Annotated in this window: 25 protein-coding genes and 1 pseudogene; 15 read left to right on the forward strand and 11 right to left on the reverse strand. The window is 43.1% G+C overall.

The window, feature by feature from the left end; translation table 11 throughout:
- Complete coding sequence (locus H3T84_RS00700; RefSeq protein ID WP_198217134.1) at positions 1 to 1,869, reverse strand: site-specific DNA-methyltransferase; 1,869 nt, start codon at positions 1,867 to 1,869, stop codon at positions 1 to 3.
- Between the two features lie 635 nt (positions 1,870 to 2,504).
- Here H3T84_RS00700 and H3T84_RS12365 point away from each other — a divergent pair.
- Together H3T84_RS12365 and H3T84_RS00705 are read left to right on the forward strand one after the other, a co-directional pair.
- Complete coding sequence (locus H3T84_RS12365) at positions 2,505 to 2,972, forward strand: hypothetical protein (RefSeq protein WP_370523949.1); 468 nt, start codon at positions 2,505 to 2,507, stop codon at positions 2,970 to 2,972.
- A complete protein-coding gene (locus H3T84_RS00705) occupies positions 2,879 to 3,259 on the forward strand; it encodes a type I restriction-modification enzyme R subunit C-terminal domain-containing protein (protein WP_370523982.1) in 381 nt (126 codons plus the stop codon). The genes H3T84_RS12365 and H3T84_RS00705 overlap by 94 nt, the downstream gene beginning before the upstream one ends.
- 216 nt (positions 3,260 to 3,475) lie before the next feature.
- On the opposite strand, the gene H3T84_RS00710 is transcribed toward H3T84_RS00705, so the two are convergent.
- The 9 genes from H3T84_RS00710 to H3T84_RS00750 form a co-directional block, all read right to left on the reverse strand.
- On the reverse strand, positions 3,476 to 4,738 hold the full coding sequence (locus H3T84_RS00710; RefSeq protein WP_198217136.1) for a Y-family DNA polymerase: 1,263 nt from the start codon (positions 4,736 to 4,738) through the stop codon (positions 3,476 to 3,478).
- Positions 4,722 to 6,119 carry a 3'-5' exonuclease family protein gene (locus H3T84_RS00715; protein WP_198217138.1) on the reverse strand — a complete coding sequence of 466 codons (1,398 nt, stop codon included), beginning with the start codon at positions 6,117 to 6,119 and terminating at the stop codon, positions 4,722 to 4,724. Before H3T84_RS00715 ends, H3T84_RS00710 begins: the two co-directional genes overlap by 17 nt.
- 10 nt (positions 6,120 to 6,129) lie before the next feature.
- Positions 6,130 to 6,753, reverse strand: a complete 624-nt coding sequence (locus H3T84_RS00720; RefSeq protein ID WP_198217140.1) for a LexA family transcriptional regulator — start codon at positions 6,751 to 6,753, stop codon at positions 6,130 to 6,132.
- Positions 6,754 to 6,962: 209 nt separating this feature from the next.
- Complete coding sequence (locus tag H3T84_RS00725; protein ID WP_084552109.1) at positions 6,963 to 7,205, reverse strand: hypothetical protein; 243 nt, start codon at positions 7,203 to 7,205, stop codon at positions 6,963 to 6,965.
- A gap of 34 nt (positions 7,206 to 7,239) precedes the next feature.
- Positions 7,240 to 7,845, reverse strand: a complete 606-nt coding sequence (locus tag H3T84_RS00730; RefSeq protein ID WP_198207019.1) for a nucleoside triphosphate pyrophosphatase — start codon at positions 7,843 to 7,845, stop codon at positions 7,240 to 7,242.
- Between the two features lie 158 nt (positions 7,846 to 8,003).
- Complete coding sequence (locus H3T84_RS00735) at positions 8,004 to 8,996, reverse strand: MDR family oxidoreductase (protein WP_198217142.1); 993 nt, start codon at positions 8,994 to 8,996, stop codon at positions 8,004 to 8,006.
- A 170-nt stretch (positions 8,997 to 9,166) separates the two neighbouring features.
- On the reverse strand, positions 9,167 to 9,787 hold the full coding sequence (locus tag H3T84_RS00740) for a TetR/AcrR family transcriptional regulator (protein WP_198217144.1): 621 nt from the start codon (positions 9,785 to 9,787) through the stop codon (positions 9,167 to 9,169).
- 49 nt (positions 9,788 to 9,836) lie between these two features.
- Complete coding sequence (locus H3T84_RS00745) at positions 9,837 to 10,679, reverse strand: SDR family NAD(P)-dependent oxidoreductase (protein ID WP_174834006.1); 843 nt, start codon at positions 10,677 to 10,679, stop codon at positions 9,837 to 9,839.
- 205 nt (positions 10,680 to 10,884) lie between these two features.
- Positions 10,885 to 11,844 carry a PhoH family protein gene (locus H3T84_RS00750; protein WP_041878921.1) on the reverse strand — a complete coding sequence of 320 codons (960 nt, stop codon included), beginning with the start codon at positions 11,842 to 11,844 and terminating at the stop codon, positions 10,885 to 10,887.
- Positions 11,845 to 12,087: 243 nt separating this feature from the next.
- Between H3T84_RS00750 and hisB the strand changes: the two are divergent.
- The 13 genes and pseudogenes from hisB to H3T84_RS00815 form a co-directional block, all read left to right on the forward strand.
- Positions 12,088 to 12,678 (forward strand): annotated as a pseudogene (hisB, locus tag H3T84_RS00755) (imidazoleglycerol-phosphate dehydratase HisB); the annotation flags it as partial.
- 529 nt (positions 12,679 to 13,207) lie between these two features.
- A complete protein-coding gene (gene hisH / locus H3T84_RS00760) occupies positions 13,208 to 13,855 on the forward strand; it encodes an imidazole glycerol phosphate synthase subunit HisH (RefSeq protein ID WP_100116011.1) in 648 nt (215 codons plus the stop codon).
- A 49-nt stretch (positions 13,856 to 13,904) separates the two neighbouring features.
- Positions 13,905 to 14,642, forward strand: coding sequence for a 1-(5-phosphoribosyl)-5-[(5-phosphoribosylamino)methylideneamino]imidazole-4-carboxamide isomerase (gene hisA, locus H3T84_RS00765; protein WP_198217146.1), 738 nt, complete (start codon positions 13,905 to 13,907; stop codon positions 14,640 to 14,642).
- A 202-nt stretch (positions 14,643 to 14,844) separates the two neighbouring features.
- Positions 14,845 to 15,123 (forward strand): hypothetical protein, encoded by a 279-nt coding sequence (locus H3T84_RS00770; protein WP_174833892.1) that lies wholly within the window; start codon positions 14,845 to 14,847, stop codon positions 15,121 to 15,123.
- A 31-nt stretch (positions 15,124 to 15,154) separates the two neighbouring features.
- Positions 15,155 to 15,922, forward strand: a complete 768-nt coding sequence (hisF, locus tag H3T84_RS00775) for an imidazole glycerol phosphate synthase subunit HisF (protein WP_025331287.1) — start codon at positions 15,155 to 15,157, stop codon at positions 15,920 to 15,922.
- Positions 15,923 to 15,973: 51 nt separating this feature from the next.
- Positions 15,974 to 16,390, forward strand: coding sequence for a phosphoribosyl-AMP cyclohydrolase (gene hisI / locus H3T84_RS00780; RefSeq protein ID WP_198217148.1), 417 nt, complete (start codon positions 15,974 to 15,976; stop codon positions 16,388 to 16,390).
- 12 nt (positions 16,391 to 16,402) lie between these two features.
- Positions 16,403 to 16,750 (forward strand): phosphoribosyl-ATP diphosphatase, encoded by a 348-nt coding sequence (locus tag H3T84_RS00785; RefSeq protein WP_174833889.1) that lies wholly within the window; start codon positions 16,403 to 16,405, stop codon positions 16,748 to 16,750.
- A gap of 84 nt (positions 16,751 to 16,834) precedes the next feature.
- Positions 16,835 to 17,035 (forward strand): Sec-independent protein translocase subunit TatA, encoded by a 201-nt coding sequence (gene tatA / locus H3T84_RS00790; protein WP_174833888.1) that lies wholly within the window; start codon positions 16,835 to 16,837, stop codon positions 17,033 to 17,035.
- A 9-nt stretch (positions 17,036 to 17,044) separates the two neighbouring features.
- A complete protein-coding gene (tatB, locus tag H3T84_RS00795) occupies positions 17,045 to 17,521 on the forward strand; it encodes a Sec-independent protein translocase protein TatB (RefSeq protein ID WP_198217150.1) in 477 nt (158 codons plus the stop codon).
- Positions 17,522 to 17,534: 13 nt separating this feature from the next.
- Positions 17,535 to 18,302, forward strand: coding sequence for a twin-arginine translocase subunit TatC (gene tatC / locus H3T84_RS00800; protein WP_303831950.1), 768 nt, complete (start codon positions 17,535 to 17,537; stop codon positions 18,300 to 18,302).
- A 103-nt stretch (positions 18,303 to 18,405) separates the two neighbouring features.
- Positions 18,406 to 20,214 carry a PglL family O-oligosaccharyltransferase gene (locus H3T84_RS00805; protein WP_198217152.1) on the forward strand — a complete coding sequence of 603 codons (1,809 nt, stop codon included), beginning with the start codon at positions 18,406 to 18,408 and terminating at the stop codon, positions 20,212 to 20,214.
- Positions 20,215 to 20,377: 163 nt separating this feature from the next.
- On the forward strand, positions 20,378 to 21,061 hold the full coding sequence (locus tag H3T84_RS00810) for a response regulator transcription factor (RefSeq protein ID WP_198217154.1): 684 nt from the start codon (positions 20,378 to 20,380) through the stop codon (positions 21,059 to 21,061).
- 42 nt (positions 21,062 to 21,103) lie between these two features.
- A complete protein-coding gene (locus H3T84_RS00815; protein WP_198217156.1) occupies positions 21,104 to 22,534 on the forward strand; it encodes a cell wall metabolism sensor histidine kinase WalK in 1,431 nt (476 codons plus the stop codon).
- A gap of 133 nt (positions 22,535 to 22,667) precedes the next feature.
- Here the strand turns inward: H3T84_RS00815 and yihA are convergent, their stop codons facing one another.
- Positions 22,668 to 23,315, reverse strand: coding sequence for a ribosome biogenesis GTP-binding protein YihA/YsxC (gene yihA, locus H3T84_RS00820; RefSeq protein ID WP_198217748.1), 648 nt, complete (start codon positions 23,313 to 23,315; stop codon positions 22,668 to 22,670).
- Positions 23,316 to 23,505 lie beyond the last annotated feature (190 nt).

Here is a 23,505-nt window from a genome sequence, read left to right on the forward strand (position 1 = left end):
TTAGTTCCTTACCACCAAATCTAAATCAATAGATTTTTTATTCGCATAATTTTTTAGTGCTTCATTAAGTTCCATCTGTTTCGCACTTTCGAAGTTGCTGCCATAAAATACAACTTTGTTAGGGGCAAAGTCTTTATCTGAATCCAGCTTTTGAAGTAAAGCCTTCAGTGCTTCACTGGTGAAGTTAGGCGCAATCAGATACAAACGACCATCGCATAAGTGCGCTTTGTAGCCATCAAGATCAACATCTTCAATTGGCGTTGTTAACAAGCTACCATCATATACACACCATGTCGTCAATAGGGTGTCATACTGTTCAGAGGTCAGTACAACATCATCAAAAAAAGTATGGTTAGAAAGCGTTAGTTCAGAATTATTTTTTGCTCGAAAGTCATCGATTGTTTTAAATATTTTAAATCCTAAATCTCCCTTATAATTAGGGTGTTCAGATTTTATTTTTTCTGCAGATTTAATAATCCTGACCTTAGTTATATCAAAAATAGTTTTGAATCCATTAATAAATGCTTCACTATCCAATTTGCATTTTTCAGGTATTTGAATAGAAATGAATTTTCTATTGGAATTTTCTTCTGTATTTATATCAAATACAGCGTTGGCTGTAGTTCCTGAACCAGCAAAAAAATCCATTATAATATCATTCTTTCTACTGGATATCTGTAATAGTTTTTTTATTAACTTTGTGGGTTTTGAATAATCAAAACCTCCTTTAAATCCCAGAAGATTATCGATTTCTTTTTTAGATAGTGAAGTATCTCCAGCAAAAACTCTAGTAAATAATGTTGTAGGAACAAGTCCATCCTGCACTTCAGAAAGGAATCTTTTAACCATAGGGTAGCTATCACCTTCCCCCCATGATATTTCATTGTCTGCTATTTTTTGGTTTATAGTTTCCTCACTAAAAGCCCAGTATCTGTCTTTAGGTCTAGATAATACAATACCATTAGGTTTTTTTATTTTATAATCAGCTTTATACTCATTATGTGCTGTTATAGGATCTAACTTCCAAGGACCTTTAGGATGATTATCTGGATTGTTGTATGCCGATAGATCATCTCTGGGTAGGAGAACACGATCCCATTTTGTTTTATCTTTAGCAAAAACAATTATATGTTCATGGCTAGTTGAGAAATGTTTCGCTGAGTTTTTTCTCGTATGAACCTTTTCCCAAACTATGTTCGCTAAAAAATTATACGAGCCAAATACTTCATTACAAAGAATCTTTAATTCCGAAGCTTCGTTGTCATCAATTGATATGAATATAGCACCATTTTCTGATAAAAATTCTTTTGCAATATATAATCTCGGGTACATAAATGTCAGCCATGCGCTATGACTGCTTGAACCTTTTACAGTAAAATCGAGGATACGTGTAGCTTCATCAAGATCGATACCTGCCAGTTCGGAAAGCTGTTCAGGCGTGAACTTACGATCATCGTTATAAGCGAACCCATCCGAACCTGTATTATATGGCGGGTCAATGTAAATCATCTTCACCTTTTCAGCATAAGCATTAACCATATGCTTCAATACTTCGAGGTTATCCCCTTTGATTAACAGATTCTGACTGTTTTTGTTCTCTTCACGTTGGTTATGGTCTTTATCTTCGGTTAGCAACGTTTTTGGTGGTAGGTTAGCCAACAGACGGGCATAGGATTTGCCAAGCCAGTTTAAACTGTATGACTCTTTAGAGAGTTCAACATCCGATGATTTGACGATCTCAAGAAATTTTTCTTGAATGAAAGCCCCGTTTTTATCAAAGCATTGAGGGAAGTTGGCTTTTAAAACAGCAAGTTGTTTACTATTTGCGGTTTCAACTTCTGAAAAAAGTGTTTCTGTATAAGTGTTCATGTATTACCTAATTATTTTATTTCTTAGCCATACATACTTGATGAAAATAAATGATAAGTCGAAGTTATGGTTTTAAGCTGGTTGGAAAATTAATTCTATTTAATAAGTTTTATCTGCTCCCATTTTAATGGACAGATTTATTAAATTATTCTGTCCATTTATTTCCAAATTGAACAGATGATAAATAATTTAAATGTAAATATTTTTTTACATGGTTATAGTACCTCAATATGCTATAAAATCATTGAATTAGCCTGTGTTATATCATCTAACTTATGTCAATAGATCTATTCTGTTTTAAGATTATTAAAGAAGTTTTAATCACCACATTATCATAACAAATGCCTTTATGACTAATGCTGCATTTCAAACCTTAAGCAGTTAATATGACTTGGCAATCATCACAATAATATTGACCACAACTATCACCATGAACAATCACTTTGCTTGGATAAGCATGTTGAGGCATTCCCATGGTTAATGTTTGGCATACCAATGAACGCTATATCTTTGTATTCATTATTAAAATAAATAACTTTTTAATACTTAGTTACTTATAAAAAGACATCATCGAAGATTAAGATGAAAGCGCCAAGAAATTTAATTTATTACTATTTAATATTTAACTGAGTTTATTGAGTAAATCTAAAAAAGCAAGTAAAAGCCAAAAGAGTGTTGTTAATTTAGTACAGGCACTCTATGAGGAAGGTACTATTAAAGAGATAAAAGAGAAAATAGCAATTATTAAAGAGGTTTTAATGGATAGTTTCTGGCAAACACCAGAATTGGATAAACTTGAGTATGTGCGTGTTGAGTTGCGTGATTTAATTAAGCATTTAAAGGACGATGCTAATGGTCAAACATTTAATGTAGATATTGAAGACTTTATTGAATATGTAGGTGAAACAGAAAGCTTATTTTCTGTGAAAACTTACAAACAACGTGTTATCGATTATTTAATTGAAAACTCCTGGAATCCCGTTATTCAAAAATACGTAATCTTGAGCCTATTACTCGTGCTGATACTGTTGAACTTGAAAATGTATTATGGAACGAACTTGGAACAAAAAGGGAATATAATAAATTTACTTCTAATACCCTAGCAGGTGGCAATGTAGCTGCCTTTATACGCTCTATTGTTGGTTTGGACAAACAAGCCGCTGAAAAACGTTTTAGTCAATTTTTATCCGATAATCAGCTTAATTCACAACAGCAAGAATATTTAAAAACCATTATAAATTATGTGAATGAAAATGGTGATATCACTACTGATGTATTGATCAATGAGTCACCTTTTGACAGCTATGACTGGCAGGAAGTGTTTGGCGATAATGTAGCCTTTATTTCAAAATATGTTAATACCTTACATTCAGTTATTGTTGCGAGATAGTATAAGATACAAATAGAACTACCTAAAAATACACTTTGTATGTAATAGTGAATTAGTTTTTTCGTCTCGATATAACGTATCTTTCATTCTGACAAAAAATAACGGTGTATCGAATATGACATTGTTAACTGATTTAACCATCTGTAAATCCTAATCTGCACTGAAAACCTATCCTCTAAAAGACGATCTTGGTTATGGATAGTCTGTGTAAAGTATTTATATAGTTAATATTTCTGTAAATTTGGTTGTAATACAGTTGCTTAGATGAGTTCGGGTCATAAGCCAGTCGCCGGATTGCAGTTCGCTGCCAAGCCGGATGCTGCTGCGGCCGTAGCGGCTGGTAATGTTGTCCCATGCTCTCATTAGTTCAGGGCGATGATTGTGCTGGCTATGGCAGAGTAAATCTAACTGCCGGAATATGTGCACTGGTTCGATGCCACTCAGTTCAATTCCACATTTTTTATATTCGTAGCCGGGACGGTAGATGCTGTTTAACAGGTGCCAGGCAATGTGGTTAAGGGTGAGTGTATCGTTACTGGCCTGAGGCAGTTTGGTAATCCGGTAGCCGTTGTATTGTGGCAGGTCGTGGCGAAAGCGGTTGGTGTAGATAAATACACCAATGATATGTGCCTGACTGTTTTGTTCGCGCAGTTTGGCTGCTCCGGCGGTAATGTGATGGCTGATGGCCGCCTGTAAACCGTCAAGATTGGTGACCATGTTGCCGAAGCTGCGGCTACGGACGATATTCTGGCGACCGGCTTCTTCTGTGATGAGTTCGCTACAGGGAATTCCCTGCATTTCCCGCTGGGTACGTTCGAGTACAACACCAAATTGTTTTCTTAAGGTTGGGGTATGGGCATTGATGAAATCCAGAGCGGTGTGAATGCCTTGGGCGGCGAGTTTGTGGCCGGTTCTGCGGCCGATACCCCAGATTTCCGTAACCGGTTCGCTGGCAAGGGCTCGTTGTCTGATATTCTGATTCCAGTCTGTCCAGACAATAACGCCATTGAAATGATGGCGGTGGCGTTTGGCCAGATGGTTACAAAATTTAGCTAGTGTACGGGTAGGGGCAATGCCGACACATGTCGGTATACCTACCCACTGCTGGATACGGGAACGAATATTGTGGCCGAGCTGATGCAGGTTGTTCAGACCGTGCAGGCTGGCAAAGCATTCGTCGATTGAGTAGATTTCAATGGCTGGTACCAGTGAGGCAATGGTACTCATCATGCGTCGCGACAGGTCGGCATACAGCTCGTAGTTGGACGAGAAAACGATTAGCTTGCCTTGCCGCACGAGGTGCTGAATCTGAAAGTAAGGTATGCCCATTCTGATGCCCATGTCTTTGGCTTCATTGGAGCGGGAAATGACGCAGCCGTCGTTATTGCTCAGTACGATAACGGGTTGCTGCCTGAGTTCGGGGCGATAGACTCTTTCACAGGAGCAATAGAAGTTATTACCGTCAATCAGGGCAAACATGGGCAGGATTCAAGGCTTGCAGCAGATGTTTATGCTGATGGATGATTTGATAGATGTCGCGATCAAGCTGTCCTTGCGGCTGATTGAGCAGGGTTTGCAGTTCGTCGGTATTACCGGCACTGCCTAGATAAATCCAGTGGTGAAAGATGTGGTATTTGTGCTGTTCTTTTATATAGGCGTAACCACTAAACGGCCATGCAGCCAGTTTAAGTTTCTGTAAGGCCAGTGCAAGTTTGAGGTTGTGCATGTCGGCGGTAATTTTGTTGATGCAGGCACCACTGCACTGATGCAGCTGATGGCGGAAGCAGGGGCGGTTATTGCTGCCTTTTTCGATCCCCAGAGTTTGCAGGCACAGATCGGTGTTGCTGATGATGTTTTTAATGCTTTTCTGTGCATCGCTTTTGCTGTGAAACAGGCCGTAATAGTGCTGTTCGCGGTTAAGCTGAACGTGGCGCATGGGAACAATGCTCAGGGTGTTGTATCCGTTAGTATTGGTATGCAGCCGGAAGCTGAACAGGTCTTTCTGACGGCGCAGGCGGCGGTTGAGGATGGGCTGGCGCTGCTTAATCTGGGCTGATTCGGTGAGCAGGGCGTCCAGTTCGCCGCTACAGGGGATAATGTCGATTTTTCTGGCTTGCTGTGACAGGCTCATTTCTTTGCTGTTGTGTACATCCTGACTGAAATGGCTCATCAGGCGGGTTTTAACTTGTTTGCTTTTGCCAATATACAGAGGAATGTCGTTGTCACCATAAATAAGGTACACGCCGTAATCGTCGCTGATGTTGTCTAGAACATCGCTGTGCAGGTGAGCGGGCAGGCTGGGGCGCTGCATGATGGTTTTACAGGCTTGATGCAGGATGTCTGCGGAAAAGTTGTGTCTGAGCTGCTGCCAGAAGTCGTAGATAGCCCGGGCATCGGCAAAGGCCCGGTGACGGTTTTGCATGTCGAGGTTGTGGCGGGCAATAATTTTGTCCAGTCCGTGATGTTTGTGTTCGGGATAAAGCAGACGCGACAGTTTAACGGTGCACAGTTGCTGCGGGTTGAATGTTCTGCCCAGCCGTTTAAAAGCCGCTTTGATGAAGCCGTAATCAAAACGTACATTGTGCGCTATAAAGATTCGCTCTTTGAAGATGGCTGCCAGCCGGTCGGCAATTTCATTATCGAAATAAGGTGCTTTTTCTACCATTTTATTGCTGATACCGGTAAGAGACTGAATAAAAGGCGGAATGCTGGTATCGGGATTAAGCAGGGTATGAAAAGTTTGTGGCTGCTGCTGTCCGGCTTCTGTGTAAATAACTGCGATTTCGGTAATACGGTCGCTGGTGGTGCGTCCGCCGGTAGTTTCGATATCGACAAAGGCAAGTTGCTGATCTGAAAACATGGTTTCTGGGTTAGCGGATATGTTTGATAACGTAGGTTACGACGCCGACGATGGCAAGGGTGTCGCCTTCTTTTAAGTTGAAATTGGGATAAGACTGGCTGCTGTTTTCGGAGTGTAGTTCGATGCGGCTGTTATCCAGTTTGTGCAGTCGTTTGATGGTAAATTCATTACCTAAATCGGCCATGACGATATCACGGTGTTTGGGTGTGAGGGAACGGTCGATGATAAGCAAATCGTTGCGGCTGATGCCGGCATCCTGCATAGAATCACCACCGCAGCGTACGGCAATGGTGGCAGCCTGATTTTTTATCAGGTACTGGTTGAAATCCAGATAATCGCTGATATAGGGTTCTGCCGGGCTGGGAAAGCCGGCGGGAATGGTTTCGGTAGCTAAGGGAATGTTGAGCCGCGTGAGGTTGTCGGCTATTTTCCAGCAGTCAGCAGGCAAATGCTGTGCCGGTCGCAGCGGGGTAACAGCCAGCTGATTCATCAGGTGTTCTACTGCCGGTATCAGGCTGACGGGAATGCGTTTGACTATTTTGGGTCCGGCAATTCTGGCTTTGCGTCCGGCGCCGGCTCTTACGCCGCCATGCTGATTGTGTTTTGCTGCTGTATCAACCACAATTGTGCTCATCTTGATTAAGTTATTTAATCAAGAATGGTAGATTTTTGATTTTTCTGCGTCAATTATGCTTGCTGCGGATGGCTGGTAATGGTTTGTTTTTTAGCTGTTATGCTGTCGGATATTACCCATACTAATCAAAGCTAACTTATTTTATAGTTTTGAATTGGTTTGTATTGATGCTATCGAATGCAGATAAATTGTGATGGCAGACAATAGGTTTACTGATGTTGTGCAGGCAGGGAGGCAGAACGGGCCGGATGGCTGTTTGAGCCTGAAGCGTTACTGGCTGAGTTTATTTCATCCGCAATCCGGTCCAGGGTAGTGGTGGTTTCCAGATGGGTACTTTGGATATCCGAAGCGGTGATAGCTGCGGCTTCACTGACGCTGTGTGTGCTCTCATTATGTGAACAGGCTGTCAGGCAGATAAGTGTAAGAGTGAATAGTGGAAGAGAAATTTTCATGATAGTTGTACGGATGCTGATTTAATTCTGCTTATTATGATCGGGTAAGTGGTGTACAGCCACATTGGGTGAGCAGCTGAGTAGTTTCGTATACAGGCAAACCCATGATGCCGGTGAAGCTGCCGCTGATATGCTCGACCAGCATTCCGCCCAGCCCTTGAATACCGTAAGCCCCGGCTTTATCCAATGGCTCACCGGTGGCAATATAAGCGGCAATCTGTTCATCATTTAAGGCGGCAAAACTGACGGTACTGGTTTGCAGGGTCTGAAAGGTTTGGTTTTGCCAATAGATGCAGACTGCTGTATGGACATGATGTTGTTGTCCTGACAGCAGTTTAAGCATACGAGTTGCGTCGTTGATATTTTCCGGTTTGCCGAGAATCAGGTTATTCAGGCTGACGGTGGTATCGGCACTGATAAGGGGAAACTCTGGTGGCTGCTGTTTGTTTTGCTGCCAGGCATTGAGTGCTGCACTGTTTTTCATGCTTGCCATGCGCCGGACATAATCTGTAGCGTTTTCATCTGGATAGGGAGTTTCATCAATCTCTGCATTTAGCCGCAATACATGGTAGCCAAGATTAATGAGGATTTCATGCCGGCGCGGGCTGCCTGATGCAAGATAGACGGTTAGCGGATTCATTGATACAGGATGATTATGTATGGTTGAAATTGACTACGGTTATTTTAGTATTGCTTTAAGTTAGCATGTTGCTTGTTAACAATATAATAAAAGATTATGCCGGATATTTGTTAGCTGCAAGTCATATCCGGTAGCAGATTAGGTTTACTATTATCGGTTTAATGGTTTACATCGACAATAAATCGTCCTCGGATTTTACCACTAATGATATCTTCTGCAATGTCGCGACACTGATTCAGCGATATGGTATGCGCGATATTTTCTAATTGCTGAATGTCTAGATGTCTGGCAAGAAAATCCCAGGCTGCAATACGTTTTACCCGTGATGCCATGACGCTATCAATACCTGCCAGGGTAATACCTCGCAAAATAAATGGTGCAACTGTGGCCGGAAAATCCATACCCTGCGCCAGTCCACAGGCGGTAACAATACCACCATACCGGATTTGTGCGCAGATATTAGCCAGGCTATGAGAACCAAGCACGTCAATAGTTGCCGACCATTGTTCCTTTTGTAATGGTTTGCCTGTATCCGACAAGGTTTTGCTGTCGATAATATGCTGCACACCTAGTTGCTGCAGATAATCTGTATCGTTGATTTTGCTGGTAGCTGCGGTAATGGTATAGCCCAGCTGGGTGAGTAACATAATTGCCACTGATCCGACACCGCCGGTGGCTCCGGTAATCAGAATATTACCCTGTTCGGGAGTAATGCCGTGTTCGAGTATACGTTGTACACACAAGGCTGCTGTATATCCGGCGGTTCCGATAATCATGGACTGTCGGGCAGTTATGCCTGCTGGTAGGGGGATAAGCCAGTCTGCATTGAGAAAAACACGCTGGCTCATGCAGCCCCAGTGGGTTTCTCCACAGCCCCAGCCATTTAAAATCACTTTATCTCCGGCTTTGAAATGCTTACTGCTGGTGCTAATAACGGTTCCGACACCATCTATACCGGGAATCATCGGCCACTGCCGTACTACAGGTCTGCTGTTGGTAATAGCCAAAGCATCTTTATAATTCAAACTTGAATACTGCACCTCAATCAGGGTATCACCTGGTTGTTGCAACAGGGTGTCTTCACTAATATTTTGGATGTTGCAGGAAAATTCAGTCTGATTTTTTTCTAAGAGTATGGCTTTGGATAGCATGATGATATTCCTGTTGTTGTTAACTAGACGAATGGTCTGTTTTTATTATAGACCGGTTGTCTAGTTGTAAGCAATTATTGCCGGATCTATCCAAGTATAAGGGGTTTTGATTAAATTTCAGTTAAGTAGAGTGTTATTAATTATGGCTGGTAACAGATATTGGAAGCTGACTAATGGTTTTTTATCAGATTAAAAAACTGTTCGGTAAAGATATCCAGCGGCGTTGCATTTTTGAGCAGTTTGGCACGGCTGACTGCACCTTCCCAGCCAAGCCAGAAGAAGCAAGCCAGTTTTGTGCAGTCTGTTTGTGAACTGATTTCTTGCTGTTGTTGTGCCAGCTGCAAACAGCAGGCTATTTTTTCCTGCCAGTTGTGCAGGATATTATTGAGTAAAGCAGGATAATTTTGTGGCAGAAGCGATTCATCCTGCATTAGCTCACCTACCAGACAACCTCTGTTGAAATGATATTTGGTCATGCTGGTTTTGGCATCTGTGCAGAATGCATTAATTCTGGCCAGTGCGGAAGAGATATTCTGGTTTAATAAATGTTGTTCCAGTTTTTCAGTAAAAAAGTGGTCGTAGTATTGGAGTATAGCTGTGCCAAACTCTTCTTTACTCTTGAAATAGTGATAAAAAGAACCTTTGGGTACGCCTACCTGTTTCAGTATGCTTTCAATATTGGCACTGATGTAGCCGTGTGTGGTCATGGCTGCTACGCCGCTGCGGATAAGGGCGATTCTGGTGTTATTACCTTTGCGGGATAATGAGGGTGTACTGAATAATTCTGTCATTGTTATAAGATTTTTGCGGGCTGGTTGGGACAAATGGCTGTGGCAGGGGTCAGTTTGATTTTCCCTGTTTTCTGACGGCAGTGCGACATAGCCAGTCCAGACAGCTGATGGGCAGGAATTTTTTCAGATACCAGAAGAGGTGTGCCGGTACGGTAACCGGGTAACGTGCTTTAGGTTTGCTGGCATTGAGTGCACGGGCGCAGACCCGGGCGCATTGTTCGGCAGTCAGTGTAAACGGTGCGACAGAACCGGCAGCCTGAAGGCGGTTGAGCTGAGCCTGATAGGCGGCACGATGCACGCTGTTTTCAACATCTATATATTGTTTGAATTTAATCAGTGCATTGGGACGAAAGCGACTGGTGATCGGTCCGGGCTCAAGCAGGCTGATATAAATACCACTGGCATGAGTTTCATGACGCAATGTATCACATAGTCCTTCCAGTGCAAATTTACTGCTGGTATAAGCACTGCGCCATGGCATGGCTGCATAGCCCAGTATGCTGGAATTTACCAGAATACGGCCATGCTGCTGACGCCGGAAAATTTTCATTGCTGCGTTGATGCATTGCCATGTGCCGAATACGTTGGTATTAAACTGTTCCTGTAAGGCTGCCCGGCAAAGATCCTCGGCTGCGCCTGTCTGACCGTAACCGGCATTGCAAAATAAAGCATCAAGGTGGCCGAATTCGGCTATTACGGTTTCGATAGCTGCCTGTATCTGTTCATCATTGGTAATATCCAGTTGCAGACTGTGAAAACCTTCTGAACGTAAGCGCTCTACATCTTCTGCCCGACGGCAACTTGTATAAACGCGCCAGTTGTCTTGTCGCAGAAGCTGAGCGGTTGCATACCCGATACCACTGGAACAGCCTGTGATCAGAATAGTTTTCATCATATTTATGTCGGTTGGAATTTATTTACCGGATGTAGTTTAACATGCCGGAAAATGGATATGTCCGGGTTGTTTGACAGTTATGCTGTTGGCAGCAGGCGGGAAAATATCATTTTCCTGTCTGTGCGGAATCTACAGTTTCTACCGGTAATCAAATTATTTTATTGCGTTATCAGTGTGCTCAGATTAATCATTAATCAAAAGATTACTGTTCTTTTTCAGCTGCTTCATCATAAGCGTCGACAATTTTCTGTACTAACGGATGGCGTACTACGTCTTCGCTAGTGAATACGTGAAAATAAATCCCCTCAATGTTGCTGAGTTTTTCACGCGCATCTTTCAGACCGCTTTTGATATTTTTAGGTAAGTCGATCTGGCTGATGTCACCGGTAATCACTGCTTTGGCTCCGAAGCCGATACGGGTCAGGAACATTTTCATTTGTTCTGGTGTGGTATTTTGGGCTTCATCCAGAATAATATAAGCCCCGTTAAGTGTGCGTCCGCGCATATAGGCTAAAGGTGCGATTTCAATCAGCCCTTTTTCCAGTAGTTTGGTCACACGGTCGAAGCCCATCAGGTCATAAAGGGCATCATACAGGGGGCGCAGATACGGATCGACTTTTTGTGCCAGATCGCCCGGCAGAAATCCGAGTTTTTCTCCGGCCTCTACAGCTGGACGAACCAGTACGATACGTTCTACCTGATGTTTTTCAATGGCATCCACTGCGGCAGCGACGGCAAGATAGGTTTTACCGGTACCGGCAGGACCCAAACCAAATACGACATCATGTTTTAATAATGCCTGTATATAACCGTTCTGACGCGGGGTACGCCCGCTGATGTTGCCGCGGCGGGTGCGCAGTGTCCAGACTTTGGGTTCATGGTAGTCTGAATTTTCCTGTGTGGTGGTTTTGGCTTCTACCGCAGCTAAATGGATGTCACTATCGCTGATATCGCGCTCACGCGCTATGCTGGCCAGATTCTCCAATGCTTTCACTCCTTGACTGATATGTTCTCCGCTTAAGGTAAAATGGTCAAAACGACGGGTAATTTCAAGATCCAGAGCTTTGCCCAGACTGATAATGTGCTGGTCTAATACGCCGCACAGGCGTTGCAGAGAAATGTTGTCTATCTGATGTAACTGATAATGGCTGGTTTGACTCATAATTACAATAAATAAAAAGATAAATATTGATTTTAATATGTAGTCAGGCTGATCGAAAGCAAGAGAGGATGATTTGATAATATTTTATCTGATAAAAGTGTTTTTTGTGTTTGCTGAAAAGAAAACACCGGCTGACCTTGCCGGCAGAAATGAGTTGATATAGATTGTAGGTGTAGTGGAGAAATGCCGCAGGCAATTTATACTGCTGCATATATAAATAATTTTGAAATGGAACATTGCATGCGAACTGCGACAATTACGCGTAATACCAGTGAAACAAAAATACAAATAAGTATTAATCTTGATGGCACCGGTGTAGGAAATTTTGATACCGGAGTGCCTTTTCTGGAGCATATGCTTGATCAGATAGCCCGCCATGGGTTGATTGATCTGGATATCCGTTGTCGCGGAGATCTGCATATTGATGATCATCATACTGTTGAAGATATTGGTATTGCGCTGGGACAGGCGTTAAAACAGGCACTGGGTGATAAATGCGGTATTACGCGTTATGGTCACAGTTATGTGCCGCTGGACGAGTCTTTGAGCAGGGTGGTGCTGGATTTATCCGGTCGTCCTGGTCTGGTTTATAACGTAGAGTTTACCCGGGCGTTAATCGGCCGGTTTGATGTGGATTTGTTCAGTGAATTTTTTCATGGTTTAGTGAATCATGCCATGATGACTCTGCACATTGATAATTTGCGTGGTTTGAATGCTCATCATCAGGCAGAAACGATTTTCAAAGCGTTCGGTCGTGCTTTGCGAATGGCTGTTACTCAGGATGAGCGAATGGCAGGGGTGATGCCGTCGACGAAAGGTACGCTGACTGCATAATGGTTTTGTATAGATTCTAATCCGCTGGTGTGTATACATTGGCGGATAAATTTATTTATGTCGGTCTGTACGAGTAATTATGAAACTATCTGCAATAATTTATTTTGAAAATCACAATTATTGATGGCTGTCTTATATACGTTATGTTGTATTTGAAGTGATTGATTACAGTTTCTATCGGCTTATGCAATCAATTGCTGATAAATATACCGGTTATTTATATCTTCAGGATTATTTCTTTACGGTCAGTTGTTATTGAATTTAACGGATAAAAATAAATGAAATCAGTCACCGGATAATAAAATTCTGATGGATAATATGGAAATAATCGGCATAATTTCTGATAAATATGTGTTTTTTTAGCAAGATTATGGCTACGTATCATAATCTGCCAGTTTCAGATTTTCAGCTATCCGGTGTTCATGTATGATAACAAGCTGTTTCTTTGCAGGCAGCCCGTTAGTGATAACCGGACTCCGGATAAACTTTTGCTGCAGGTATGTTCAGTTGATTTTATAAAGATATGAAGATGAAAGTAGCCATTGTCAATTATGGTATGGGAAATCTGCATTCAGTGCTGAAATCTGTACAGGCAGCAAACCAGTTACAGCAGATGCAGGTGGAAGTTATTCTGACAACCGAACCGGATGAAGTATATCAGGCTGATAAAATTATTTTTCCTGGTCAGGGGGCTATGCCGGACTGTATGGCTGCTTTGCAGCGGAGCGGATTGGCTGATGCGCTGGAAGACGGATTGCGGCGCAAACCGTTTTTTGGTATCTGTGTTGGTGCGCAATTGCTGTTTGAATGTAGCGAGGAGGGCAATACGGCCGGATTAGGTTGGTTTCAAGGTACAGTACCGCATTTTCAGGCTGCATTAAGTACAGATGGCAGACCACTGAAAATACCGCATATGGGCTGGAATCGTGTACATCAGATGCAAGAGCATCCTTTATTTGCCGGTGTGGCTCAGGATGAATGGTTTTATTTTGTTCATAGTTATTATCTACGACCAGAGGATCCGTCAATTATTCTGGGTACGGCTGATTATGCCGGTGATTTTGCCTGTATAGTAGGCAGAGATAATGTTTTTGCTACGCAGTTTCATTCTGAAAAAAGCCATGCGGCCGGTTTGCAGCTGCTGGGTAATTTTTTACGGTGGGATGGTACGTTTTAATTGAAGTAAAGGTACCGGTGTTTAACTCGTCAGTATATTTGAATTTAATATGTTATTGATTCCAGCAATTGATTTAAAAGGCGGACAGTGTGTACGTCTTCAACAGGGGCTGATGGAAAAAGCCACTGTATTTTCTGATGAGCCTGCACAGATGGCTGTGCACTGGTGTCAGCAGGGTGCGCGTCGTTTGCATTTGGTTGATCTAGATGGTGCTTTTGCCGGAAAACCAGAAAACATGACCGCCATCAAAGCGATACTTGAACAGGTAGCGGATAATGTGCCTGTGCAGCTTGGCGGTGGCATTCGTGATTTGCATACAATTGAACAATATCTGCAGCTGGGACTGAGTTTTGTCATTATTGGTACAGCAGCTGTGAATAATCCCGAATTTGTGCGTCAGGCATGTGCAGCTTTCCCCGGACAAATTATTGTCGGGCTAGATGCTAAAGATGGTATGGTTGCCATTGATGGCTGGGCGAAAGTGACAGATATTCATGTTACTGAGCTGGCCAGACAGTTTGCGGATGATGGTGTTAACAGTATTATCTACACTGATATTGGTCGCGACGGAATGATGAGTGGCGTGAATATTGATGCTACAGTCAAGCTGGCGCAGGCTGCTTCTGTGCCGGTTATTGCATCCGGCGGGGTGAGCAGTATGAAAGATGTGGAAGCTTTATGTGCTGTAGCCGGGCAAGGAGTTGCCGGAGCTATTGTAGGACGCGCGATTTATGAAGGCTCACTTGATCTGGCCGCAGCGCAGCAAATGGCAGATCAGTGTAAATAGTAAATTATGCTTTTTTTAAAACACATATCAAGATATCTTGTAATAATCTGATTTTGTTTTAGTTTGATAATAATCATTTAGAGGCAGAGTGATATTGGTATGTGATCTGAGTTTTTAACTGTAACTGTGCAGTAATCAAGGAGATAATTTAATGCTTAGTATCTTGGGCTCACTAATAATAGTGTTATGGCTATTATTCACAATGAATCGCAAAAAGCAGAGTTTTTTTGAAGCCAGTATATTCACTATGGTGATGATGGGCTTCAGTTGCCTGATGCAACAAAGCTGGCCGGATGTTAACAATGCCTGGTTACTGACATGGGTTGCACACTGGTTATTCGTATTTATCGCCCTGTGGTTGTTTGATATTATTGCTGTAAGTACTACCAGTGCCGTGGTTTATTCATTAGTGGTAAGTGTTGGATACTATTATTTTGAGAGCCATATTTTTACTCTGGTTGAACACTGGCTAAGTAAATAATTTCTGCTCAGTAGCAGAGAAAGATATCATTATGGCTTTAGCCAAACGTATTATTCCCTGTCTGGATGTTGATAACGGAAGGGTAGTTAAGGGAATTAATTTTGTTTCTTTACGTGATGCCGGTAGTCCGGTTGAAGTGGCTCAGCGCTATAATGATGAAGGTGCTGACGAGCTAACTTTCCTGGATATTACCGCCAGCTCAGATAATCGTGATACGATTTTACATGTTATTGAAGCGGTAGCCAGCCGGGTATTTATTCCGCTGACAGTAGGAGGCGGCGTACGCAGTGTTGAAGACGTGCGCCGCTTACTTAATGCCGGTGCTGATAAGGTATCAATTAATACTGCAGCAGTGACCAACCCTGAACTGGTTAGTGAAGCGAGTGCATTTTTCGGTAATCAGGCAATTGTTGTAGCGGTAGATGCTAAAGCAGTTAATGCCGAAAATACCTGCTGGGAAGTTTTTACTCATGGCGGACGCCGGCATACCGGACTCGATGCAGTAGCCTGGGCACAGGATATGGCCTTACGCGGAGCCGGTGAAATTTTGCTGACCAGTATGGATCGTGATGGTACCCGGGCAGGGTTTAATTTACCGTTAACCCGGGCTGTAAGTGATGCTGTGTCGGTTCCTGTTGTTGCATCGGGAGGTGTAGGCAATATTGAACATTTGATAGAAGGTGTTCAGGAAGGTCATGCTGATGCTGTACTGGCTGCCAGTATTTTTCACTTTGGTGAAGTACGTATTCAGGATGCCAAGATAGCCATGAAACAGGCCGGTATTGAAATGCGTATCTAATCTGGCTGCTGATAGTGGTTGTATGTTTACCTGAAAATAAGGACAATTGCAGTGTTTGATACGCTTCTGAATGCGATAAAGTGGGATGATAAAGGTCTAGTTTGCGCGGTGGTGCAGGACAGGCATACTCAGCGCGTTCTTATGGTGGCATGGATGAATGCCGAAGCTTTGCGTCAGACAGTAACTACTGGTCTGGCTCATTATTACAGCCGGTCACGCCAGCAGCAATGGATGAAAGGCGAACAGTCTGGGCATACGCAAAAGGTATATGAAATGCGGCTGGATTGTGACGGTGATGCATTAGTGCTGCTGGTAGAGCAGTCCGGAGGTATTGCTTGTCATACTGGACACGCCAGCTGTTTTTATCGTGTTTGTCATGATGGTGACTGGCAGAGCACTGATCCGGTTATCAAAAATGAAAATGAAATATATACACGTCCTGCCAATGGACATACACAGACTGATTAAAGAGGAAGCAGGATGACACAAGTGCCGGAAGCAGCGGATTTTTCCAAGGTATTAACTGAACTGGCTGATGTGCTGGACAGCAGACGTGAAGCTTCACCGCAAACTTCTTATGTTTCTCAGTTATTACATGCCGGTGAAGATAAAATCCTGAAAAAAGTTATTGAGGAAGCCGGTGAAGTATTAATGGCATCCAAGGACGGGGATAAACAGCATTTAGTTAAAGAAGTTGCTGATGTCTGGTTTCATACTATGGTGTTATTAACTTATCATCAGATTCGGGTTGAAGATGTATTGCAGGAATTGCAGCAGCGGCAAAATGTGTCTGGTCTGACTGAAAAAGCCAGTCGCCAGCCACAGTAATTACAATGGAATTTTAAATATGCGCAGCTGTGAGTAAACAGCAGGCGCATGTTTTTTTAGGCAGTTGAAGTAAAGGATAACATCATGGGCAGTTTTTCAATTTGGCATTGGGCTTTGGTACTACTGATTGTTGTACTGATTTTTGGTACCAAAAAATTACGTAATCTTGGTAAAGATCTTGGCGGTGCTGTACACGATTTTAAACAAGGCCTGAACGAGAGTGACCGGGAAAGCGTAAAAAATGATGATGTAATCGAACATAATAAAGACGACAGCAAAGCATAGAAAGCATTTATGTTTGGTTTGGGGTTTGGTGAAATTTTACTGATTGCTGTTGTGGCGCTGGTCGTACTCGGACCGGAGCGGCTGCCCAAGGTAGCACGCAGTGCCGGTCTGTGGGTCGGGCGCATTCAGAATTTCATTAATAATGTTAAAACCGAACTAAGTCAGCAGGCCGGTGTGGCAGAATTCAGGCAGGCACGTGACAGCATTGAAGCGGCTGCCCGTTCGTTTGAACAAGATATTAATGCCAATGTGCATAGTATTCGCGGTGAAGTAGATGCGCTTAAACGTCAGCTCTATGAAGATGAGCAGCAGACTGAAACGAACAGTACGCCTGCCTTAGCTGAGTTGTCACAAGATTATTATCAGCCTGTAAGGGATGCACCATTACTGCATCGGGTATCATTACGCCGGCAGGCTTTACAACGCCGGCGGGATATGCGGCCAAAACACAGCATAACACCTAAACTGCGGGTACGCCGACATTGATGGATAAGCGATTGTGAAGCAGGTTGAAGAAAATACTGAATTGACGCTAATTGATCATTTGCTGGAATTGCGTCGCCGTCTGATGTGGATTCTGGGAATTCTGTTGTTATGTTTTGTGATTATGGTGCCGTTTGCACAAAAAATTTATACTTTTGTGGCTGAGCCTTTAATAGTAAATTTGCCGGCTGGTCAGCATATGATTGCCACAGAAGTGATTGCCCCGTTTTTTGTGCCGTTAAAAGTAACACTGATGGCGGCATTTCTTCTGACACTTCCGCATACGTTGTATCAAATCTGGGCTTTTGTGGCACCGGGTTTGTACAGACATGAGAAACGCCTGATTCTGCCCTTGCTGATTGCCAGTGTTTTATTATTTGCATTGGGTATGGCATTTGCTTATTATCTGGTTTTTCCGGTTATTTTCCGTTTTCTTACCGGTATTACTCCGGCCGGTGTCAGCATGGCAACTGATATAGATAAATATTTGTCTTTTATTCTGGGTATGTTTGTAGCATTCGGAGTAACATTTGAAGTGCCTGTTCTGGTAATTTTACTAAACAGGATCGGAATAGTATCGGTGGAGAAATTGAAAAAAGCCCGCGCCTATGTGGTGGTAGGTGCTTTTGTTGTGGCTGCTATTGTGACTCCGCCGGATGTGCTGTCGCAAACATTACTCGCTATTCCGCTGATTCTTCTTTATGAAGTGGGAATTCTGGTTTGTTGCTGTCTGGGTGGTAAGAGAAAAGAGACGGCTTTGTCAGTTCATTCTGAAAAAGATTAGTTTTTGTCACTTTATCTGAAATAACAGGCTGCCTGAAAATTTTCTGGCAGCCTGTTTATAAATAATATAAGCCGGCTAATGATGTTATTCGTTGGAGAGTTGTATGAATCAGTCACAAATTGATTCGTGTCCGAATATTTACCGTCCGTCCACGCTGATATGGTGGCTGGGGATGCTGACCTTGTGCGTCTTGCCATTTATGTCGAGCTGGCGGGTTGGTACGCTGTCAAGCTTTTATCTGGAAGCCGGGACGTTATTTTTTGCTTTATGTCTGATCGGATCAACAGTACTGATATGCAGAACTCAGTTTTCATTTCCTCCTGCCTGCATCGGTCTGCTGGTACTTGCTTATTTGCTGATGCTGCAGGCAAGAATTATGCATCTTACTTATGTCAGCCAGTCTGATCTGACTGCTCTGGTATTTGTAGTAATGGCTTTACTCGCATGGGCTGCACGGGCATGGGTGATTCGTATAGGCCAGACTCAGGCTGTCACTATTCTGGCGAAGGCTCTTGTGCTGGGTGTACTACTACAGTCAATCGTGTGTGTGATGCAGTTTACCGGTATTGCTGACTGGATACCGGGAGTATTGCGCGGTCCGGGCAATCATTACATCTATGGTCAGCTGGCTCAGCGCAACCATCTCGGGCATTACCTGATGTGGGGCGTGCTGGCACTGTGCTTTTTATGGGAACAGCGGCGTCTGCCTAACTGGCTGGTATGGATTTTATTAATCTGGTTTACCGGCATCATGGGACTGATCGGTTCACGGACGATTGTTGTCTATGTACTAGTAATAGGACTGTCACTATTTTTTTGGCGCTGGCGTGCCGGCTCTGCAGCGAATCGCCTGTTGCTGATGCTGGCTGTTGCCATAGGTCTGGTATTGCTGTTTCAGCTGATTTTAAGTCCATTATTTGACATGTTGCTGCATATTAATTTTCAATCCGGAACAGCAAGGCTGGAACAAGGTGGATTTGCCCGGTCAGGTAGGCAAATGGAGTGGCATAAGGCCTGGCTGATATTTCAAAGTGCTCCGTGGTTTGGTTATGGCTGGGGCAGTTATTCATATCAGGGATTTGCCATTGTAGATGTTTATCCGAATGGTTTTCGTCAGTATGAAAATACCGTGCTGTTTACTCATTGTCATAATCTGGTACTACAATTACTGGCTGAAACAGGCATAGTTGGATTGCTAATTGTCAGTGCCTGCTTTTTTTGGGTTATCTGGCCTCATTTACGTAAGGGATTTAATCCGGCATCAATTGTGTTGATCAGTATGATTCTGGTGTCTTTATGCCACAGCATGCTGGAATATCCGCTGTGGTACAGCTATTTTCTTGCTGTGTTTGTTTTGTTTATGGCACTAACGCCTGTATCACAGGAAGACTTGAAACGGTCTTGCCGTCCGGCGTCCGGTCGCGTAAATCAGTTCTGTGCCATAGTGGTATTGATTTCGATGGTTCTGCTTCTGTGGCAAATGATGAACTATCAGCGTTTTTTAAAAGTGCGTGCTGAACGTAATCTGCCCCAGGCTGAACAAGTAAGCCGTATGCATGATTTGCGTAATCAAATGTACTTTCTTCGTTATTATGTAGACATGGCAATTATCGAAAAGTTGAATGTTACTGATTCTTCTTTACCTTTATGGGGTAAAGAAGCAGCATTGCAGGCTGGCCGGTATCGTCCTTATAGCAACACTTTCATACGCGGACTTTACTTAGAACAGGAACATCAGAATAAGGTGGCAAAACAGTGGTTCAGTCATATAAGTCATTATTATCCCAGCCTTGTTCCCAATTTTATAAACAAAATAAAGCAGCAGCCTCAGGCAGTGGCAGTAATACCACAATTACAGCAAGATTGCCTGAAATATCAGCAGCAAAGCGCACAAAAAATGAATTGTTTGTAGAGTTCAGACAGATATTTAACATAGTGCTTTTTAATGAAAAAATGAGCAAAAGCCTTGTTATTGTAAAGATAATCTCAACCTACATGTTAAGATACAAAGTGTAAATATAGTAAATTCGTCTGTAGTCAATACAGACAATGCACTTCCATTTTAGGAGGATGATATGAATCGCGTATTATTAATTGATGACGATAATTTGTTGACTGAACTGCTTACTGAGTATCTGACAGCAGAAGGTCTGGAAGTCAGTCGTGTTGCTGATGGTGAAGCCGGTGTTAAAGAAATTTTAACCGGTCAGTATGATGTAGTGGTTCTGGATTCCATGATGCCGAAAATGAACGGTCTGGATGTATTGAAAACGGTACGGGTACAAAGCAAAATTCCGATCATTATGCTAACCGCCAAAGGTGATGACATTGATCGTATTATCGGTCTGGAAATGGGTGCGGATGACTATGTGCCGAAACCTTGTCAGCCGCGTGAATTACTGGCACGTATCAATGCCATCCTCCGTCGCACACATCAGAGTCATGACAATGACCAGAATGGCATTCCGAATAGTATTGCAGCCAGTGGTGTAGTATTTTATCCGGCTAAACGTCAGGTTACTATTGAAGATGAACCACTGGAGCTGACCAGTACTGAATTCAATCTGCTGGAAGTTCTGATGCGTCATGCCGGACAGGTGGTGAGTAAGGAGACATTGTCTCTGGAAGCACTGGACCGGAAGCTGGCTAAATTTGATCGTAGTATTGACGTTCATATATCTAGTATCCGTCATAAGCTGGGCAATGCCAGTCTGATTCAGACTGTGCGTGGTCTTGGCTACCTGTTTGTAAAAAACTGAACCAGTGGATACAGGCTGTTGGAAAACAGCCTGTTCTGATTTATGAAACTGTTTCCTCGTATCTTTGCTACTTTTTGTGCTGTAATTGTTTGTGCCATTTTTGTGGCCAGTTCCTCATTCTGGCTGGTACAAAATACTTTAGCCGAAACACGGTTTAAACAACAGCGCAATTTTGAAGAAAATCTGCTGAGCAGCACCATGAATGCGTTTCAGGCACGTGGTGATGCCGGTATACGCGAACAACTGGTTGAGTGGGGGAATAGTCCGGGTGGCGAAAACCTGTATGTTATTACCGGTGATAACAAGAACGACATTCTGGGACGCCCTATTGATCCTGAGGATATTGACAAGGCACATGAGTTCGCTTTGTCACATCCGCACTCAAAACTTGTACAGATTGCCTATAATTCACTGGGTGAAGAGTATCTGTTTATGATTCGCGGCTGGAACCATGAACGTACTCCTCGTCCGCCAAGCCCGTTTTTTATTCCCGGTTTACCCATTGCACCAGTCTGGCACGAATTTATTATTCTCAGCTTTATTATTGTTGTAGGTTTATTAACAGCCTATATACTGGCTAATAATATTACCCAGCCAATCCGTGTCTTATGGCGCGGGATGGATCGTCTGGCTCACGGGAATTTGCAGACCCGTGTTTCTCATCAGCTATCAGAACGACGTGATGAACTGTATTCTCTGGCTGTGCAGTTTGACAACATGGCAGACAAATTGCAGAAGCTTGTGGAAAAAGAACGTCACCTGCTGCACCATGTATCACATGAAATGCGCTCTCCGCTGGCACGCATGCAGGCAATTATTGGTTTGATTCACGTACAGCCGCAGAAACAGGAACAACACCTGCAGCGTCTGGAAAGTGAACTGGGGCGTATGGATTTACTGGTAGGTGAACTGCTTACTTTGTCCCGGCTGGAAACTTCTGATTTACCTATTACGCTGGAACCCCTGTCTTTAGTACCGCTAATCAAACAAATCGTGGATGACAATCAGGCCATAGCCATGCAGCACCAGCAGACTTTATCATGGCAGTGTGAGATTCCTGAAACTGCTATGGTAAAAGCCAATGAAAGCTATTTGTATCGGGCTTTTGATAATGTTGTACGTAATGCCATTAATTACAGTCCTGACGGTAGTGAAATTAAGGTTTATCTGCATGAGGGTGGTAAACAGCAATGGCAGGTTGATATCAGTGACAATGGACCCGGTGTGGCAGAAAATCAGTTACCACATATTTTTACTGCTTTTTATCGTGCAGACAGCAGTGCTAACAAACCGGGTACAGGTTTAGGACTGGCGTTAACCAAACACATTATTGATCGCCACCATGGTAAAATTTATGCAGATAATCAACAGCCTAAAGGTTTAAGTATGCATTTTTTACTGCCTAAATTTACGCCGGGCAGAAACAGGAACCGCCAGAAAAATAAAAATCAGTTGCCTGTAGCCAGCGGGTAAAGTTATTTATATTTATCCGGCTGGCAGGTTCTCGCCGAAGAATACGTTGTAGTTGTATGTAAAACGCTACTATTTAAATTTCAATATCGATATGGTTTTCGCCTGACCAGATGCATAGTGCAACAGATAACTATTAATCTGTGGTTCTCTGGTCTGGTTTTGCCGCGTCTGTTATCAGATTAGTTTGCCGGGTAAACCAATCAGTGGCAATTTGACTGACCTCATCTATACCTTGCTTTTTCAGACTGGAGAACAGTTGTACCGTAACTTGCTGGCGGGCAATGTAAGGTTGTAGCGCTTTTTTAACACTGGCCAAGGTTTTAATCTGATCATTTTTTGATAATTTATCTGCCTTGGAGAGCAGAATATGAACAGGGCGCTGGGTTACCGCAAAAAAATCAAGCATCTGTTTGTCCAGCTCTTTAAGCGGATGGCGGGCATCCATAATCAGAATCAGCCCGATCAGTTGCTTTCGTGTCTGTAGGTAATCGCCCAGCAGTGTCACCCAATGTCTGCGGATTGCCTCAGGTACCTGAGCGTAACCATAACCGGGTAAATCCACCATAAACCCGCCATTAGTCAGTTCAAAAAAATTAATGTGCTGGGTACGGCCTGGAGTTTTGGATACATAGGCCAGACGAGTATGGTTAGTCAGTGTATTGATTGCGCTTGATTTACCTGCATTGCTGCGGCCGACAAAAGCAATTTCTGCACTGGTTGCGGGCAGGTCTTTCAGATGATTAACGGTAGTATAAAAGCAGGCGTGACGAAACAGATTCATGGATACATAAAAAAAATAGTAAGGTAGTAGCATACCATGTTTTTAAGCTTAATCCGGATTTAGCTACTGATGTTAACGCTGATTTTAACTTAGGGCCACTTGATTTTTTGTTTTATACTGCTAAACTGCAATTAAGATTATTTTAAGGAAACTTTCAGATGGAAGACGGGGTCTCGGGCAGTTGTATTGT

It is taken from the genome of Snodgrassella sp. M0110 (assembly GCF_016101465.1).
GTDB classification, from domain to species: Bacteria; Pseudomonadota; Gammaproteobacteria; order Burkholderiales; family Neisseriaceae; genus Snodgrassella; species Snodgrassella alvi.

Coding starts and splice junctions, on each gene's coding strand:
- H3T84_RS00720 (WP_198217140.1), bottom strand. CDS start 6,753: ATGAGCACAATTGTGGTTGATACAGCAGCAAAACACAATCAGCATGGC.
- tatA (WP_174833888.1), top strand. CDS start 16,835: ATGGGCAGTTTTTCAATTTGGCATTGGGCTTTGGTACTACTGATTGTT.
- H3T84_RS00770 (WP_174833892.1), top strand. CDS start 14,845: ATGAATCGCAAAAAGCAGAGTTTTTTTGAAGCCAGTATATTCACTATG.
- hisH (WP_100116011.1), top strand. CDS start 13,208: ATGAAAGTAGCCATTGTCAATTATGGTATGGGAAATCTGCATTCAGTG.
- yihA (WP_198217748.1), bottom strand. CDS start 23,315: ATGAATCTGTTTCGTCACGCCTGCTTTTATACTACCGTTAATCATCTG.
- H3T84_RS00700 (WP_198217134.1), bottom strand. CDS start 1,869: ATGAACACTTATACAGAAACACTTTTTTCAGAAGTTGAAACCGCAAAT.
- H3T84_RS00725 (WP_084552109.1), bottom strand. CDS start 7,205: ATGAAAATTTCTCTTCCACTATTCACTCTTACACTTATCTGCCTGACA.
- hisA (WP_198217146.1), top strand. CDS start 13,905: ATGTTATTGATTCCAGCAATTGATTTAAAAGGCGGACAGTGTGTACGT.
- H3T84_RS00785 (WP_174833889.1), top strand. CDS start 16,403: ATGACACAAGTGCCGGAAGCAGCGGATTTTTCCAAGGTATTAACTGAA.
- H3T84_RS00715 (WP_198217138.1), bottom strand. CDS start 6,119: ATGTTTTCAGATCAGCAACTTGCCTTTGTCGATATCGAAACTACCGGC.
- H3T84_RS00710 (WP_198217136.1), bottom strand. CDS start 4,738: ATGTTTGCCCTGATTGACGGTAATAACTTCTATTGCTCCTGTGAAAGA.
- H3T84_RS00815 (WP_198217156.1), top strand. CDS start 21,104: ATGAAACTGTTTCCTCGTATCTTTGCTACTTTTTGTGCTGTAATTGTT.
- tatB (WP_198217150.1), top strand. CDS start 17,045: ATGTTTGGTTTGGGGTTTGGTGAAATTTTACTGATTGCTGTTGTGGCG.
- H3T84_RS00805 (WP_198217152.1), top strand. CDS start 18,406: ATGAATCAGTCACAAATTGATTCGTGTCCGAATATTTACCGTCCGTCC.
- H3T84_RS00730 (WP_198207019.1), bottom strand. CDS start 7,845: ATGAATCCGCTAACCGTCTATCTTGCATCAGGCAGCCCGCGCCGGCAT.
- H3T84_RS00735 (WP_198217142.1), bottom strand. CDS start 8,996: ATGCTATCCAAAGCCATACTCTTAGAAAAAAATCAGACTGAATTTTCC.
- H3T84_RS00810 (WP_198217154.1), top strand. CDS start 20,378: ATGAATCGCGTATTATTAATTGATGACGATAATTTGTTGACTGAACTG.
- H3T84_RS00745 (WP_174834006.1), bottom strand. CDS start 10,679: ATGAAAACTATTCTGATCACAGGCTGTTCCAGTGGTATCGGGTATGCA.
- hisF (WP_025331287.1), top strand. CDS start 15,155: ATGGCTTTAGCCAAACGTATTATTCCCTGTCTGGATGTTGATAACGGA.
- H3T84_RS00740 (WP_198217144.1), bottom strand. CDS start 9,787: ATGACAGAATTATTCAGTACACCCTCATTATCCCGCAAAGGTAATAAC.
- H3T84_RS00750 (WP_041878921.1), bottom strand. CDS start 11,844: ATGAGTCAAACCAGCCATTATCAGTTACATCAGATAGACAACATTTCT.